Source organism: Anabaena sp. UHCC 0187 (assembly GCF_009712035.1).
GTDB lineage: Bacteria > Cyanobacteriota > Cyanobacteriia > Cyanobacteriales > Nostocaceae > Dolichospermum.
The window spans coordinates 747,789-763,138 of record NZ_VILB01000011.1; the positions used below are offsets into that span (position 1 = coordinate 747,789).

General features: G+C 37.2%; 11 protein-coding genes and 1 pseudogene. 6 read left to right on the plus strand and 6 right to left on the minus strand.

Going from position 1 to position 15,350, the window contains the following annotated elements:
* Window positions 1-3: 3 nt before the first annotated feature.
* The 5 genes from FJR11_RS12490 to psb32 form a co-directional block, all read right to left on the minus strand.
* Window positions 4-1,203 carry a response regulator gene (locus tag FJR11_RS12490; protein ID WP_174763011.1) on the minus strand — a complete coding sequence of 400 codons (1,200 nt, stop codon included), beginning with the start codon at window positions 1,201-1,203 and terminating at the stop codon, window positions 4-6.
* Between the two features lie 323 nt (window positions 1,204-1,526).
* Window positions 1,527-1,898: a roadblock/LC7 domain-containing protein gene (locus FJR11_RS12495; RefSeq protein WP_168504048.1), complete on the minus strand. Its 372-nt coding sequence runs from the start codon at window positions 1,896-1,898 to the stop codon at window positions 1,527-1,529.
* 98 nt (window positions 1,899-1,996) lie between these two features.
* Entirely contained in the window at window positions 1,997-2,461 is a 465-nt protein-coding gene (locus tag FJR11_RS12500; protein WP_168504050.1) for a hydrocarbon-binding protein, read from the minus strand.
* Window positions 2,462-2,707: 246 nt separating this feature from the next.
* Window positions 2,708-3,562, minus strand: coding sequence for a DUF4388 domain-containing protein (locus FJR11_RS12505; RefSeq protein WP_168504052.1), 855 nt, complete (start codon window positions 3,560-3,562; stop codon window positions 2,708-2,710).
* A gap of 267 nt (window positions 3,563-3,829) precedes the next feature.
* Window positions 3,830-4,573, minus strand: a complete 744-nt coding sequence (psb32, locus tag FJR11_RS12510; RefSeq protein ID WP_168504053.1) for a photosystem II repair protein Psb32 — start codon at window positions 4,571-4,573, stop codon at window positions 3,830-3,832.
* Window positions 4,574-4,775: 202 nt separating this feature from the next.
* Between psb32 and cysH the strand changes: the two genes are divergently transcribed.
* From cysH to trpE, 6 genes and pseudogenes are all read left to right on the plus strand, one after another.
* A complete protein-coding gene (gene cysH, locus FJR11_RS12515) occupies window positions 4,776-5,480 on the plus strand; it encodes a phosphoadenosine phosphosulfate reductase (RefSeq protein WP_168504055.1) in 705 nt (234 codons plus the stop codon).
* Window positions 5,481-5,534: 54 nt separating this feature from the next.
* Window positions 5,535-5,735: pseudogene (locus FJR11_RS23565) on the plus strand (four helix bundle protein); the annotation flags it as partial.
* Between the two features lie 10 nt (window positions 5,736-5,745).
* Entirely contained in the window at window positions 5,746-7,005 is a 1,260-nt protein-coding gene (gene sbcD / locus FJR11_RS12525; RefSeq protein WP_168504225.1) for an exonuclease SbcCD subunit D, read from the plus strand.
* A 295-nt stretch (window positions 7,006-7,300) separates the two neighbouring features.
* Window positions 7,301-9,289, plus strand: coding sequence for a DICT sensory domain-containing protein (locus FJR11_RS12530; protein WP_168504057.1), 1,989 nt, complete (start codon window positions 7,301-7,303; stop codon window positions 9,287-9,289).
* Window positions 9,290-9,401: 112 nt separating this feature from the next.
* Window positions 9,402-9,818 (plus strand): photosystem I reaction center subunit II PsaD, encoded by a 417-nt coding sequence (locus FJR11_RS12535; RefSeq protein ID WP_168504059.1) that lies wholly within the window; start codon window positions 9,402-9,404, stop codon window positions 9,816-9,818.
* A gap of 121 nt (window positions 9,819-9,939) precedes the next feature.
* Window positions 9,940-11,451 (plus strand): anthranilate synthase component I, encoded by a 1,512-nt coding sequence (gene trpE, locus FJR11_RS12540; protein WP_168504061.1) that lies wholly within the window; start codon window positions 9,940-9,942, stop codon window positions 11,449-11,451.
* A 247-nt stretch (window positions 11,452-11,698) separates the two neighbouring features.
* On the opposite strand, the gene FJR11_RS12545 is transcribed toward trpE, so the two are convergent.
* Window positions 11,699-15,304 carry a helicase-related protein gene (locus FJR11_RS12545; protein WP_168504063.1) on the minus strand — a complete coding sequence of 1,202 codons (3,606 nt, stop codon included), beginning with the start codon at window positions 15,302-15,304 and terminating at the stop codon, window positions 11,699-11,701.
* Window positions 15,305-15,350 lie beyond the last annotated feature (46 nt).

The window sequence follows — 15,350 nt, forward strand, 5'->3', positions numbered from 1 at the left end:
TATTTAATAACAATAGGTAAAGTTAGAAGGATGATCAGCAGTTTTTTTAAATTCCACATACTTATATACTATCTTCATGACTTTATCTGTAGCTACAGGTTTGTTGATAAAATCCGTAGCTCCAAATATATTACACCGCACTCTATCGAAACTACCATTACTAGCTGTCAATATCGCTATGGGTGTTTTAGCAAAAACAGAAGTATGTCTTAAATTTGCACAAAGTTCATAACCATTTATTCCCGGCATAATTAAATCCAAGAAAATTAAATCTGGCTTATTCTCTATTAAAATTGGTAAAGCTTCTAGAGGATCTTCAATCTTGATGAATTTCATCCCATTTGAGGTAATAATCTTCTCTAACATTTGACAGATTTGAGGGCTATCATCAACACAAGCTATAACTGGAATGGTAGGATTTTCTGTTCTTGGTATACTGCTATAGTTATTTTGAATTTTTGCCTTTACTAAAGGTAAATCAGCTACTTCTACTAATGCTACAATTCCTTGTTTAATATAAGGCAGCAATGAACGAGAAACTGATAACACACTCTGCTTCATTTTCACAGCCAAATCACACAGAGTATATTTACCATTGATTAAACGTTCAAGGTTTTTATAAACACCTGGACTAACTCTTTGTTGGATGATTTCAGGTTTGATGATAACTGGTGCTAAGTCAGGAGATAAACCTTCTAAACCTGCTTTTGACCAACTATTCCAAGATGCTTGTGTTTGCTGAAAAAATATATTTTTAGTGCTGGAAGTTATAATTGCTTCTAAGATGACTTTTTCGTCATACTCATAACTCAAAGATTTAAAATTTACTTCTTGAGCTAAATCAAAGAAAATTTCTGATATTGTACTGTTAATAATTGCGTTAATTTGTTGAGATTCAATTTTCAGGTTTTGATATAAATTTTCTAGCAAATAATAATCCCAGTAATCTAGTGATGTATTTGCTAAAAATGGCTGTAAGTTATCAATATTAATCTGGGGGCAAAATAGAGTTATATTTCTGCGTAAACGACGAAATGGATGAGTTCCTCCTGTTGCCCAAACCATCTGTCCCAGACAATAATAGAAAGTCCATTCTTTCCCCTCTAAATTCGTAACTTTTAACTGGCGGTTATACCGCAATTGTCTACAAATCTTGAATTCATGAAATAGATCATTGAATTCTACCATTTTTAGATTATTCATGCTTAATTTAAAAAATTATCTGTTTCGTACCGTTACAGTTTTACTTTAGATAAAAATTGTGTAGAACTTGTGAAGAATTTTTATCTAAAATTACTTGATTTTGGAAAAATATGTTGTAAATAAATATATAAAAATTATTAGAATACTAATTCATTCACCCCAAAAACCCAGTTTATCTAAGGTGGAAGCATAAAACAGATTCTGTTCCCTGCATACCCAAATAAATATGGCTACGTCTCCCGGAAGAGGTACAGAAATCAAAACGGATTACTATACAGGGAACTTTTTATCGAAATTTGATATTGAATTAAATTCACTATCAATTAGATCAAAATCAGTTTTAATTCGGATATGACGCGCTTAACTTCTAACATCAAAACTCCTTGTTTAGCGGTTTCACTAGCTAAAACTAATAGAACGGCATCGTCACCACAACCCATCAAAATCCCAAACCCCTTATTTCCTTCTACAAAGATGCGCTCAATTGTGCCTCTAGCCAGTTCCATCCCAATGCGTTCACCTAAAGATAGCATGGAAGCTGACATTGCTGATACTCTTTCTTCATCCATATTACCGGGTAAAGTCCCACCTAAAGGCAAACCATCAGGGGTTACAAGGGCTGCTCCCTGGACATCAGAGGTAGCAGTTACAAAGTTTTGCAAAATCATGCTGAGTTTTTCAGTGTTGATTGCCATTTTGATAATTCTCTATTACTGTCAGTGCGAATTGAAAATTGGAATAAAAGCCTGAATCCCAAAGCTGGATTCACTTACATATATATTTATATTCGTTACTAGAAAGGAGTGAATTCAAACACATCATGAGTACCACCTCTGAGAACTGATTCAGTATGTGTGCCTCTTAAACGCTTACCAATTACCTGCTCAACCGCACCCCAAACTGCACCCATAGTAAAAGTGCATTTTCGGGTTGAATTTAGTTCTTCACCAGCAGAACATAAGGTTTCAGAAGTATAGACTTTAATGATGTCTCCTTCAGTAACGATTTTCTCAATTATACATAAACGTGTGCCGTCCTTACCTAAAGCCTGTCTTAATTTATCCACTGCATCATCTAATACAGTTAAAGCTCCGTCTAGACCTAATTCCTCAGCTAACTTTTTACCCCTAGCACGACCGGCTGTAGTTAGCGCAATGGCTGTAGCTTTTTCTCCCAAAGCTTCTTCCATGCCCGTAATCGCTGCCTTGAAGCAAGTAATACTGTTAAAATTGCCGAGTTCTTTTCGTAATTCTGACATAGTTTGAACTTCTAGTTAGAGGATTGTGGAAAGTGATACTGAAATAATCACAGTGAACGTATCTTTAAATATATATAATAATTGTGCAAAACTTGTGAAAATAAGTTAGGTTGGCATAGATAAGTAGATGCATACGGAATCTTTTACCACAAAGCTTAGACTACCCCAAAAATCAAAGAATCAAATAGGAGTCTTGTAGTTCTAAAATTAGCCCTACAGGTCAGTTATTTTTAACTGAAAACTTATCTATTTATTCTTCAGAAAACCAACTAGGCTTTGGAGAAAAGACTTACTGATAGTGACTTCTTTTTTGCTTGGTGCAAATTCTATGTCAAGCATTGTGGATTCTAGTTCATATAGCTGTTTTGGCACTTCTGAAATAATCGGAATTTCTGCTAATATCCCGACAACTATGAGTCGAAATGCGACTTGTTGAATCTTTTCTACAGGTATTCCTAACTGTTCAGCAATCCCGCTAATTGAGACTGTCCCTTTAGTAAATTCCCAAACTTGCCATTCTAGTTGATTTAATCGGAATTGAGGCTTGTGATTAATTATGCTGACTAACGCAAAAGTTGGATCTGGTAATTTGTCTTCAAGCATCTTCCAATTACGCATAGCTCTTAGACCCATGAGTATAACTTCTTTAGGTATAGCAGCTAAACCCGTCATTTCTGAAATAGGTAGAGGCGTTGTATTATCAAAATGAAACCTTCCATCTTGTAACTCAAATAATTGGCAAACTTGATTTAATACTTGATAATTAAATAACATTTTTAATTGTTCTGCTTCCAATACCCCTTGGGATTTGAGACACAAACCTACTGGTTGATTAGTTGCACAAACATTTGTAATTCGAGTTGCAGCCCCAATACTCAGCCAACCTCTTTGTTGGATGATGGATAATAATTCTTGTCCATTCAACCTATTAGCCGCAGCAACAATACGTCCTTGTTTAAACCAAATATAAAAATTTTTTTCTTGTTGAGATGAATACTGTGGTTGTGATTTAATTGTTAGCCGACCAGTTTTATTACCTTGCTCAAGTAGTTGAAATATTTCTGCAAGGGAAAGTTCAGAGAGAAATCCTGAAATAGCCATAGCTTACCTTTTGGTGATTAACATATTTCAAATATAGAGACTAAATGTGGAAAACTTGTGCAAAATATATACTTACGTACGTATAAACCATTAAGAACTTCTAAATAAAAAATATCGGGTGCATCCCAGTTTGGACATCAAGTAATTATACTCAGTGGCTAAAGGCTGGAAATTTAAGACTTAACATCAGATCGTATTTACCAGGTTGCCCAAGTGGGATGCACCCAAAATATCTCCATAAACATTCTCCCCCCAATCCCCTATTCTCTATTCCTCAGACTCCTTAGAAGGTGGTTGTTGAAACACTTGATAAATGTAATATGTTGCCATAGGGATTACAGTAGCCGCAATTAACAGCCCGACAACCCAAGCCGTAGCATTACCTTGATCTGTTTCTTCCGCTTTGGTAAATGTTCCTTCTACCTTGACCGTTTCTATTACCTGTGGTGGACCTGGATCTGGTTTACCAGACAAAACAGCAACCAAGCGATCGCTCACATCCAAAAATCCTTGGTTATATTTATTACCACCACGTAAGGCTGCACCCAATGTTTCTTCAGCCACACTTTGGGCGATAGAATCAGTCAACAGAGACTTAACTTTATCCCCACTAATCACAGCAGTACCATTACTAACAGTGTCAATCAGTAATAATGCTTGGTTAGCTTGCTCTGCTGCTGTGGGAAACCATTTACTAAATAATCCCTTCGCAAAACTTTCCGGTGTTTCCCCGTAGTCGAGACGGTGAATAGTCACAATTCTGGCTTCATTACCAGTTTCCTGAGCCAAATCCTTGAAAGCCTTACTAATCTGACCTTCATTCAATCGGCTAATCACATCAGCTTGATCTAAAATCCAAGTATCTGCCGTCAGACCGGGTATTTGGTATACACCAGTAGCAGAAGCAGGTAAAATAAACAGTGAAGTCGCCATCATCATTACCAAGACAGGTAAAATGAGACGAATAAGGTATCTTTGGTTACTAAATAATTGCTTGAGTAACTGTTGCATGGGATGAATCCTTAAACAGACTTGCAATCAAAATACTACAGAATTAGGGAACAGGGAACAGAGAACAGGGAACAGGGAAGAATTATTATCAGTTTCTTTACTTCCTAGTTGGATCTCCTCTATCATCGGGCGGGATATGTGCCTTGATGCGATAATATGAAATTTAATAAAAGTAAAAAAATCTTTGTTTTAGAGAAAGATCATGACAACTTCTACTGCCTTTGACTTAGTAGCACTAAATCAGCAATTTGAAACCGCAAGTCCTACAGAAATCTTAGCTTGGTCTGTTCAGAATATCCCCACCGGACTGGTACAAACTAGTGCCTTTAACGTTGATGACATCATCTTGACACACATTTTCTATAGCGAACTCAAGCATCCTGTTCCTGTCATTTTCCTGGATACCCTCTATCACTTCCCCCAAACCCTAGAATTGGTTGCTAAAGTCAAAGAAATCTATAACCTAGATTTACAAACCTATAAAACACCAGACGTAGATAGCCGTGAAGCCTTTGCTGCTAAATTCGGTGAAGCCCTCTGGGATACAGATATTGCTAAATTCCACGACATTACCAAAATTGAACCACTTTTACGAGGTTTAGACGAACTCAACACCGTCGCTTGGATTACTGGTCGCCGTCGTGATCAAGCCGTGACTCGTGCTACCATGCCTGTATTTGAATTAGATGGTAAGGGAAGATTAAAAATTAATCCCCTAGCTACCTGGACACGCAAACAAAGCTGGGCCTATGTAGCCGAACATAAAGTAATTTACAACCCTCTCCATGACCAAGGTTATCCCAGCATTGGCGACGAACCCATTACCACCAAAGTAGCTGACGGTGAAGACGAACGCGCTGGACGTTGGCGCGGTAGTGAAAAAACCGAGTGTGGAATTCACATTTAGTTAGTTGTCAGTGGTCAGTTGTTAATGGTCACTTGTTAATGGTCACTTGTCAGTCAGGATAATCGCCGTTTCGTTAGGATAGCGAGAGGTTCTTTAAATGAAACTAGACATTAGTTACGAAGAGCTTATATACGAAATCTTTTAACCAGCAAAGAAGTAAATAAGCTCAAACCAATCATTGATGAACTTTCTCCCAAGTTAAACGCCTATCTTAACTCCATTGGCAATATTTCACAAAAAAACTCTGACAACTGACAACTGACAAATTATGAAAATCCTCCATCTTTCAGATATCCATATTGGTAGCGGTTTTTGTCACGGACGGATTAATCCAGCCACAGGATTAAATACCCGGTTAGAAGATTTTATCAAGACATTATCTTTGTGTATTGACCGGGCGCTGGCCGATCATGTAGATTTAGTTTTATTTGGTGGTGATGCTTTTCCCAATGCCACACCTGCACCTTATGTGCAAGAAGCCTTTGCTAATCAATTTCGCCGTTTAGTTGATGCAGATATCCCCACGGTGTTATTAGTGGGAAATCATGACCAGCATTCCCAAGGTTGGGGAGGTGCTAGTTTAAATATTTATCGAACTTTAGGTGTACCAGGGTTTGTGGTTGGTGATACCTTAACTACTCATCGCATCTCTACCCGAAATGGAGACATCCAAATAATTACACTCCCTTGGTTAACCCGTTCCACTTTGATGACTCGTCAAGAAACGCAGGGTTCTTCTCTAGCGGAAGTTAATCAATTACTAACAGAACGCTTACAGATAGTTATAGAAGGAGAAATTCGCCGTCTTGATCCAGAGATACCCACGGTGCTGTTAGCCCATTTAATGGCTGATAATGCCACTTTAGGAGCAGAACGTTTGTTAGCAGTGGGGAAAGGGTTTACTTTACCTTTATCTTTATTAACTCGATCATGCTTTGATTATGTGGCTTTAGGTCATGTTCATAAACACCAAAATTTAAATAAATCCAATGATCCACCAGTGATTTATCCAGGTAGTATTGAACGGGTGGATTTTAGCGAGGAGAAAGAAGACAAAGGTTATGTAATGATAGAATTGGAAAAGGGGAAAGTGAATTGGGAATTTTGTCCCTTAGCGGTGCGGGTATTTCGGACAATTGAGGTAGATTTATCTAAACAGGATGATCCTCAAAAAGCATTATTAAAAGCGATCGCTAAACATGATATTCAAGATAATGTGGTGCGATTGATTTACAAATTGCGGTCAGAACAATTGGATTTAATTGATAACTCCTCCCTCCACCATACTTTAAGCATAGCGCACACTTATACCATTCAAGCCGAACTAGTTAGTCAGTTAGCCAAACCCCGCATTCCTGAATTAACAGCTAGTAGCAGTATTGACCCCATGGCAGCTTTGAAAACTTATTTAAATAATCGAGAAGATCTAATAGATATTGCCCCATCTATGTTAGAAGCAGCCCAAAATTTATTAACAGATGATCAAGAAACTTTGTTAGTATTACAGGAGAAAATCAAAAATTAAGATAGCAGATTAGACTAATATTTTTATCTTAGGCTAAAACTCTCTTTGCACAAACTGTACAACTTCCCAGCGGTTTAACGAAATCATTGTTCTCAAAGCCCATTCACCCGGCTCTGGTATTTTGGCTTTAGTTGCTACCAAAGCTATATTAAGGTTAAGAAAATAGATAAAATTTGCTTTCTACTGGGAATGGGTAAGATGTGTTTAATAGACAACTGACAACTGACCAGTTTTAAATTGTACAATGCAACTGTGACGTGAATCTTGTCTAGATTGGGCGTTTAAATATATATTCATGAGTATTTCCACTTCCGTGCTGAGTGATTTACTAAAGTCACTTCCCCATCTGCGACCCCAGTTATATTTTAAGGCTTCACTAACCGCGCTCTCCCATGCCATGGAAGATCAAGTGTTGGCGGCTACCTTAGACCGTCCCCTGATCATTGCTAGTTTCCAAAAGGAGCGATTTTATCGGCAAGAAGCCCATCGCTATCAACGACTTGCGGAAAAAAGTAATCAAATATATGTATTATCTGCACCGGAAACGGAGTTTGCTAATAGCTCGGAATACTATGAAAAAGTCGCTTTTGAGCCTGATGACGCTTTAACTCAAGAATGGCATTTACTAGTATTAGCTGAAAATTATGCTACTTGCTTGATATGTCGAGAAAGCCTGAGTTCTCTGTCCAGAAATAAACATATCCCAGAGATGATCCCTAGTTTGGATATGGATACAGCGCGAAGATTTGAGGGAATTTGGACATCGGAAAAAGGGGTATGCTTAAAAGCCGCACAACTTTTATTAGATAGAATTCATGTTTATCGGCCAGATTTAGCGGGTAAAGTTGCTGAAGTGAAGCAGCGATTTAAGATTGAGGAATCAATAAATAAGTCAAGAGTGAATTCTAGTCATGAATATGTTGGTGATATTGATACAGACCCATTTGTGCAGAGGTTGGTGACATATCTGCAAGCTAGTCAGTATAAGCTGCATAAAGCCTATCGTTCCATTACGGCTCAAGCCCGGAAAGAACGGTTGGTAAATTCCATTAGTACAGCAATTAGGCGATCGCTTGATCCACGAGAAATTCTCCAAGTTGCGGCTCAGGAGTTAGGAGAACATTTAGAAGCCTGTCGGTGTCTGATTTATCGCGCCCAAGCTACAGATGCGAAAGCCATCATTGAACATGAATTTTTGAACTCTCATGTCACATCTGTACTGGGGCAAAGTTGGGAGTTAGAAAATAATCCGCTATTTCAGCAGGTACTAAAACAGCTTGAGGGGGTATGTGTAGACGATACCCTGGTAGACTATAAGGTCAAGAAATCACCAGCCTTATCGTCAATTGTGAAGCAGTTTGGTGTGCGTTCTTGGTTAATCGAACCTGTATTATATCAAGGGCGACTACTGGGAATTGTGGAGTTACATTATTGCTATTTTCCCACTCATGAATGGCAATCTGGGGAGTTAGACTTAGTAAAAGCGATCGCCACCCAAATTGGTGCAGCCCTGATTCAAGCGGAATCTTTTGCCAATTTAGAAGAATTAAATCAGCAACTAGAAGCTTTAGACCGCACCCGGAGTAACTTAATTGCCATTACTGGCCATGAACTCCGCACCCCTCTATCCACCATTCAAGTTTGTTTAGAAAGCTTGGCTACTGAACCGGATATGCCTTGGGAATTGCAACAGGTAATGCTGAGTACAGCCCTTTCCGACTCCGAAAGAATGCGGAAACTGGTACAAGACTTTTTAACCCTTTCTAACTTAGAAAGTGGCCGGGTAGAATGGCATCCTGAATCATTAACCATCCAAGAATGTATAGATTTATCCCTCAGTCGCTTACGGACACGTTCTAGCCAAGAAAAGATCCCTAAAATCAAAACTCAAATTTCCGCAAACTTACCCTTAGTCAGGGCTGATGGTGATTGGTTAGTGGAGGTATTAGCCAAACTTGTCGATAATGCTTGTAAATTTACTCCCTCTTCAGGAGAGATTACTATTAAAGCCATTACCAATGGTCAGGAGATGCTAGAAGTCACCGTATCCGACACAGGGCGAGGAATTGAACCCAATCGCCTAGAAATCGTTTTTGACCGCTTTTACCAAGAAGAAGGGGCATTACGGCGAACAACCGGAGGTACTGGATTGGGTTTAGCAATTTGCCGGCAAATTGTCAATGGCTGGGACGGAAAAATTTGGGCTGAGTCTACAGGTAAAGATCAAGGCAGTCAGTTCCATTTTACAATTCCCATTGTGCATGGCAGCCAGGAAAATAATTAATTGACAACTAACAACCAACTAATTACTAAAAACTGTTACAGTCTATAACGCGATCGCAACATAAATCCAGTTCCAATGTTAGTATGCCCTAAAAACCTCCAAGAGACAGTTTATGGCAACTTTGACTGGAAAAACCCCAATCTTTGGTGGCAGCACTGGCGGACTACTCAGCAAAGCTGATGTAGAAGAAAAGTACGCTATCACCTGGACTAGTCCCAAAGAGCAAGTGTTTGAAATGCCCACTGGTGGCGCGGCTAAAATGGTAAAAGGCGAAAACCTACTTTACATTGCTCGCAAAGAGTACGGTATTGCTTTAGGCGCACAACTTCGCAAATTCAAAATCACCGATTACAAAGTTTACCGCATTCTCCCCGGCGGCGAAACCACCATGATTCACCCTGCTGATGGCGTATTCCCTGAAAAGGTAAATGCTGGACGTTCTATGGTGCGTCACGTACCCCGCAGAATCGGTCAAAACCCCAATCCTGCACAAATCAAATTCAGCGGTAAAGCTACTCACGACGCTTAATCGTTAAATAGTAGTTAATGGGTAATGGGTAATGGGTAATGGGGAAAAAGGACAAACTTTGCCCCCTTACCCATGACAAAAAACTTGTTCTTAATTTTTAAGTGTTAATTTTTAATTATTTATGATTTTCCCCGATTTCAACCAGTTTCAAAAGCTTGCTGTTCAAGGTAATTTTGTGCCAGTGTATCAGGAATGGATAGCCGACCTGGATACACCTGTATCTGCTTGGTATAAAGTTTGTGCAGATCAACCTTATAGCTTTTTGCTGGAATCGGTGGAAGGCGGAGAAAAGTTAGGACGTTATAGTTTATTGGGTTGTGATCCTTTGTGGATTTTGGAAGCCAGGGGGGATAAAACTACCCAAACCCATCGAGATGGTGATCAACAAGTTTTTACAGGTGATCCGTTTACAGTTTTATCTGAATGTTTAGCACCTTATCACCCAGTAAAATTACCAGAATTACCTTCAGGAATTGGCGGTTTATTCGGGTTTTGGGGCTATGAATTAATTAATTGGATTGAGCCGCGTGTACCAATTCATCCTCAAGATGAGCGAAATATCCCTGATGGGTTATGGATGCAGGTAGACCAATTATTAGTTTTTGACCAGGTAAAACGGAAAATTTGGGCGATCGCCTACGCAGATTTACGGGATACAGCCGGGTTAGAGGTAGCATATCAAAAGGCGAGCGATCGCATTCAGGAAATGGTCAGGAAGCTATCTTTACCCCTAGCACCAGAAAACACCAAATTAGCTTGGAAAGCCCCCGGAAACAAGCCTAAAGCGGGAATAGAGGACTATATCAGCAACTTTACCCGCCCAGAATTTTGCGCCAGTGTGGAAAAAGCTAAAGCACATATCAAAGCTGGTGACATTTTCCAAGTTGTCATTTCTCAACGCTTATCCACAGAATATACAGGTAATCCCTTCGCCCTGTATCGTTCTTTGCGGCAAATCAATCCTTCGCCTTACATGGCTTATTTTAACTTCCAAGACTGGCAAATTATCGGTTCTAGTCCCGAAGTCATGGTCAAAGCTGAATGCAATGATGAAGGGGAAATTATCGCTACAGTCCGTCCCATTGCGGGAACTCGACCCAGAGGAAAAACTACAAAGGAAGATGCAGCTTTAGCCGCTGATTTACTCCAAGACCCCAAGGAAATCGCCGAACACGTCATGTTAGTAGATTTAGGACGCAATGATTTGGGGCGGGTGTGCAGTAGCGGTAGTGTGAAGGTTGATGAATTAATGATTGTTGAACGCTACTCTCATGTAATGCACATTGTGAGTAATGTGGTGGGTAAGTTAGCACCTGGTAAAACTGCATGGGATTTACTTAAAGCGTGCTTTCCTGCGGGGACTGTCAGCGGTGCGCCTAAAATCAGGGCGATGGAAATAATTAATGAAATAGAACCAAGTCGCCGGGGTGTATATTCTGGTGTGTATGGATATTATGATTTTGAAGGACAATTGAATAGTGCGATCGCCATCAGAACTATGGTATTACATAATCAGACGGTTACTGTCCAAGCTGGTGCAGGTTTGGTGGCTGATTCTGACCCGGAAAAGGAATATGAGGAAACTCTGAATAAGGCTAGAGGTTTGTTGGAAGCTATTCGTTGTTTAAGATGAGTTTCGCGCAATCTCTCTTAGAGATCCCGAAGGGTAGGCGCAAAGGAGCAAAGACGCAAAGTTTAAGAGTTTGATAGTTTGCGTGGTGTAGCCATTTTTTCTCTCTCGTAGAGGAATTAATGGTTTGCTTAATATCGCTTATGCAATAGAGATAGTTCTTCCTCGTCAATTATAACTATACCGGATTTTTCGGTGTCTGTCAATAGGTTTAACTCTTAAAATGCGAAAATATTTTTTTTAACTAAGTTTATATGGAAAGAATTAAATTTAATACGTTTAATTCATGAGAGTTTAATAGGTACTTTTCTGTAAAAACTTTGTTTCTGATTTCTTCTAAGCTATAACTCCTAAATACCACAAAGGGGAATTCTTGATAATTATGACCTATTGGTAAAACGTTACCGACAGGATATAATGACCGAATGTAAGTGGATAAAATATCTTTAAACCGTTGATCTTCTGGTTCTTCAATGTCACTTTCAAAGTATTCTTTCATCACTTTACCACTAATAAACGCAAATAATGGTAAAGCGTAATATTGATCATTGTGTTGACTTTTCTGGATAAAGTTCTGGGTTTTTGGTGGTGCGTTTCTAAGTCTTTCAACTAATTCTATCGCATTTTTAACTGCATAAGTGAGGCTTTCTGGATAAATTTTGCTTCTACTAATGGTTTTGAGATTCTCCCATAATTCTTTATTTGCATATTTTTCAATATTTAATAATCGCATTTGATAAAATTCTTCAATATTTTTACTGGGTATTATTAATAAACCACCGCTAATATAACCTAATTCTAGTGGTTTAAAATCGAGTAATTTATCGAAGGTTTTCGCAACTTCTAAAAATTTGTTATTGAAATTTTCCCTCAGAGATAAATAACTTTCTTCTGTAGTTTTTTGTACCACAAAATCACCATCTCCCATGATTTTTTCTAAATTAATATAAGCGTGTTTTAGTGATTGATGACTTTTGTGGATATTATATTCTTTTTTGAGTTGGTTAATCAGGTTTGCGATTTGACTAGAAAAGGTTTCTCCCGCAGCTAAAACAGATTTTCCTCCAATGGGAATTAACAGATATTTTTTCCTCCCAATTATTCCATAACCTTGAATTCTCGTCATAATTGATGCTTTGAGAATTAGGAGGATATTTAATAAACTCAAAACACTTTCTTGTACAGAGAGTTGAGAGTCATCTTGATAATAAATTGAACGTTCAGCTAAATAGAAAGTTAGATATTTATCTTGACTATCTATGATATCATTTCCCCTTCCTCTATAAATTACTTGAATTATTTCCATGAGGTTTTTTTCAATTTCAAACTTGGGTATTTCTACCAAGATGTGTTTGGCTTTAGGGAAAGATAAACCGCGACTTCCTGAAGCAGTCATAAAAATGACTTTGACAATTTCTTGATATTTTTTGATTTCTTGTTTTTCTTGTTCAGATATATTTGCGTGTATTTCTAAGTAATGGATATTTTTGGTAAAGTTGTCTTTCCCTAATTTTAGTTGAATTTTATCAATGAGTTCTGCTAATTTGGGTTTATTTTGGATATAAACTATCAATTGTTCAACTTCGGATTTTTGAAAGAGATTTTCAATATCTTTGAGAATTTGTTCTTGGACTTTTTTTTCTAAATTAGATTTATCTCTAATTTTTGCTTTATCAGTAAATTTACAAGATTCAATAATAATTTGATAATTGATAGTTAAACTTTTAGCTGGGTAGGTATTAGTATTAATGATAATAGCGGGTAAATTGTTAAATGTGAAAGGTTCTACTGACAAAGGTTGGATATTTGCTTCTGCTTGACGAAAAAAGACTTTATTCGGTTCGGGGGTAGTATCTTCTAAATGTTGACGGATGACATTTTTATCAACTATAGAAGCATCAGCAACAATGATTTTAGTGTTAAAACCATTTTCAGGTTTTGTTAACTCGTAACGCTTAACGATTTTTTGAATTCCATCTAAAAATTCTACTCCTCCTTCATCTCCAGTAATTTCATCTATCATAATAAATAGATGTTTAATGCGACGAGAAATATTTTGCATTTTTGCTGGAAAAACTTTACTTTCTCTTTCATTATATGCGTCACGAAAGATTTTAGTGAGATGTTTTAAAGTATCCCCATAGTCTGTTTTTTTCAATGACTGTGTGGAAGCGGTAGCAATAATCTGGTTATATTTTTCACAGCTAATCAGATTATATAAACCTTCACAAATACTATTTAATACTCCTTTGGTTTTTTGTCCAATATCTTGAAATGTATCTTCGGTAATATGTTCAAGTCTGTCTTTACGTCTGGCTTTTCTTTCCACATTTTCACTATTAAGAAAGTGAACTCCTCCTAAATTAAAATCATCTTTATGTTGGTTTGAGGTATATGCGACGGAACATTTACCAAAATTATCTTGAATTAAATTACTGTGAGTATTGATAGCGAAAATTCTGTCATCAATTAATTTCCCATTTTCCTGATCTTTGAATTTTTCAATGATGTCAAGATTGACTTGTTTGCGGGGACTGACATAAAATAAAAGAAAACCATCATCTTTATATTCTTTGAAAAAATCTACAATAGCGGTAGTTTTTCCAATTCCCGGATTTCCAGTTAGGAAGATATAGGTATTTTCGGAAAGGAGATATTTTTTAATTAGTTGATTATGCGCTTGTCGGAAGTTGGGATTTCCGGTTAAATTTAAAGTAGATATTAACTCTGGAGGTACTATAGCGACGGAGTTATAAAAATCAGTAATTTGTTCTGTGTAAGCTGGTAAGATATTGATGGTATTGGGAGTAATTTCTAGAAGTGAGTTAACAAGTTCCTTTCCTTGATTAAAGCTAGTAAAAGCAGCACGTTTAATTCTATCGAGAACTTTTTTACGGGCGCTGGTAATTTCTTCAGAACTGCTATCATATTTATAGATTTGATAACAGGTTTGGAAAATATCGAGATTTTCTGCTTGAATGGAAATAGTATTGAATGAGCGATCGCTATATCCAACTGCATTACATACCAACTGTGATATATTGGGGATAATTGCGGTTTTTTCGAGAAACTGACAAAAGCTATAAATATAACCAGCAGCTTGAATTAATTTCGCGCTTTCCTTATCTTTAGATTTAAAAGCTGTAAAATATTCCTTTAAACTGGGAGAAAAATCTAAACCCAAAGATTCGGTATCAATTCGCAAACTAGAAAACACACTTTTAGAACGAATATAATTAACATCTCGCATTAATAACCGGCGAATAATTTCCACATAATCAATATTTTCCATATCTTCATCAGTGTGGATAGAAAATACCGATAAATCAAGACATAAAACCCGATATTTACGTCGGTATTTGAGCAAAATCAAAGTATCTGCGTTGAGAAAATCTCCTTTACTTTTATATATGTCAATATGATCAGAAACATTTTCTAAATTTTGAAGCTGGGAAAGAACATCTTTGAACCATTGTTTATGATTAACTTCATGAGTACCGATGCTGTTATCTCCATTGAAACAACATTGATAATATATAATTTCTAAATGTCGGAAATTTTCCTTTTGATCACATCCAATAGATTTGAGATATTCCTGAAAGAAATTTAAACCACATAAAAAACCTTTTTGAACAAAAAATTGACACCAAGTATCAGCTATCTCTCTTTCTAATTTGCTGACAACTTTCCTAACTATGGTTTTTCTGATTTCCGAAAATTTGAGATTTTCAAGTTCATCATGATATAAGTTACCAAAATTATTTTTGATTTGGTTTTTGTGAAGATAAGATAAGACTCCAATATTAAATCCTACCTCAAATAATCTTCCTAAATCATCCGCTATTTTTGCTGACATCTTTTTTCCCTGTAGTCAGGACTTTAGTCCTGATTTTAATAAGTTT

Coding starts and splice junctions, on each gene's coding strand:
- FJR11_RS12490 (WP_174763011.1), bottom strand. CDS start 1,203: ATGAATAATCTAAAAATGGTAGAATTCAATGATCTATTTCATGAATTC.
- FJR11_RS12495 (WP_168504048.1), bottom strand. CDS start 1,898: ATGGCAATCAACACTGAAAAACTCAGCATGATTTTGCAAAACTTTGTA.
- FJR11_RS12500 (WP_168504050.1), bottom strand. CDS start 2,461: ATGTCAGAATTACGAAAAGAACTCGGCAATTTTAACAGTATTACTTGC.
- FJR11_RS12505 (WP_168504052.1), bottom strand. CDS start 3,562: ATGGCTATTTCAGGATTTCTCTCTGAACTTTCCCTTGCAGAAATATTT.
- psb32 (WP_168504053.1), bottom strand. CDS start 4,573: ATGCAACAGTTACTCAAGCAATTATTTAGTAACCAAAGATACCTTATT.
- cysH (WP_168504055.1), top strand. CDS start 4,776: ATGACAACTTCTACTGCCTTTGACTTAGTAGCACTAAATCAGCAATTT.
- FJR11_RS12530 (WP_168504057.1), top strand. CDS start 7,301: ATGAGTATTTCCACTTCCGTGCTGAGTGATTTACTAAAGTCACTTCCC.
- FJR11_RS12535 (WP_168504059.1), top strand. CDS start 9,402: ATGGCAACTTTGACTGGAAAAACCCCAATCTTTGGTGGCAGCACTGGC.
- trpE (WP_168504061.1), top strand. CDS start 9,940: ATGATTTTCCCCGATTTCAACCAGTTTCAAAAGCTTGCTGTTCAAGGT.
- FJR11_RS12545 (WP_168504063.1), bottom strand. CDS start 15,304: ATGTCAGCAAAAATAGCGGATGATTTAGGAAGATTATTTGAGGTAGGA.